Consider the following 617-nt stretch of genomic DNA (forward strand, 5'->3'; position numbering starts at 1 on the left):
GCGTTGCCGCGCGGGCCGGCGCCGATGGGCTTCTATGCCGATGCGGCGCAGCGCACGCCGATCGCCTCGATCCAGCGGGCAACCGATGTGCCGGCGGCGCAGCGGCCGAAGCTGCAGGTGCTGCGGACCGAGTCGAAGACGTTCGCCGATGTGGTGGAGGCGCGGCGCAACCGGGTGGATGATTTCTACAAGCGGCCGGCAGGGCATATCGATCTTTGCAATATTGCGGTGCCGGTGCGGTAAAGCGAGGTTTGGCCGCGCGCTGTGGCGTAGAGCCACCCCATGGGTGGCTGCACGCGGACCAACCGGGCTTAGCGCTTCTGCGACGCCGCGACGCTGCCGAGGATCAAGGCGCCGGCCACGACCATCGCCCCGGTCACCGGTTCGCCCAGGAACAACCAGGCGAACAACGCGCCGAACATCGGAACGAGGTAGGTGACGGTGGAGGCACGCGCCGGGCCGATGCGGGCGATGAGGCGGTAGAACATCAGGAAGGCCAGGCCGGTGCAGACCACGCCCAGGGCAATCGCGCAGGTCCAGGACAGGGCCGGGATCGGGGCCGTCGGCCAGTGGGTGAGGGCCATCGGCAGCAGGGCGATGGCCGCGCAGCCCAGGGT

1 protein-coding gene and 1 pseudogene are annotated in these 617 nt (G+C 69.7%); one reads left to right on the forward strand and one right to left on the reverse strand.

The genetic code is table 11. The features are described from left to right. Positions 1-243 (forward strand): annotated as a pseudogene (locus tag ACXJKJ_RS31075) (peptidylprolyl isomerase); the annotation flags it as partial. A 68-nt stretch (positions 244-311) separates the two neighbouring features. Here ACXJKJ_RS31075 and ACXJKJ_RS31080 read toward each other — a convergent pair. Beyond that, a partial coding sequence (locus ACXJKJ_RS31080) for an EamA family transporter (protein ID WP_457395424.1) occupies positions 312-617 on the reverse strand: 306 nt, incomplete at its 5' end.

The organism is Roseateles sp. P5_E1, from assembly GCF_054049335.1.